Here is a 649-nt window from a genome sequence, read left to right as displayed (position 1 = left end):
GTTTCACCTATGCGGAATTTTCTTCTGCGGGGTCCTGCAGGAACCGGAAAAACAGAAGGTGCCAAGGCGATTGCTGCTGGCTTACATCTGCCCTACCGTTGCATTACCTGCTCTGCCAATACGGAGAGCTTCGATTTGCTCGGTCAGATCCTTCCGGACGTGGATGGAAAATTATCCAGTCTTCAGAATGAATATCCGTCTTTCCAGGATATCATGCTAGACCCGGCAACCGCTTATCAGAAGCTGACCGGCATTTATGATGAACAAGTAACTGAGGATGTGGTATACAAACAGCTCATCGACACAATCATTGATGAGATGCATGAGAATTATAAGAACCAATCTTCCCATCAGAAGTTCAAATATGTGGACACCCCTCTTGTGGAAGCAATACGTCACGGCTATTTGGTCGAAATTCAGGAGCCGACAGTCATTGCAAACCCCGGTGTTTTGGTAGGACTTAATTCCCTTCTTGACAGGTGCAACAGTGTTTTTTTGCCAAACGGAGAAGTGATCAAACGTCATCCGGATACGACCATCGTTGTTACAACCAACAATGATTATGCTGGCTGTAGACAGATGAACCAGTCTGTCATTTCCAGAATGAATCTTGTGATCGATCTGGAGGAGCCGGATGAAGAAACACTGG

At 46.2% G+C, this 649-nt stretch carries 1 protein-coding gene; it reads left to right on the top strand.

What is annotated here, in order from left to right; translation table 11 throughout:
* On the top strand, nucleotides 1-649 hold a 649-nt coding region (locus tag JQM82_RS16665), incomplete at both ends, for an AAA family ATPase (protein WP_235251414.1).

Source organism: Faecalicatena contorta (genome assembly GCF_021531995.1).
Classification (GTDB): domain Bacteria; phylum Bacillota; class Clostridia; order Lachnospirales; family Lachnospiraceae; genus Dorea_A; species Dorea_A contorta_A.
This window is presented reverse-complemented; position numbering and strand designations above follow the sequence as displayed.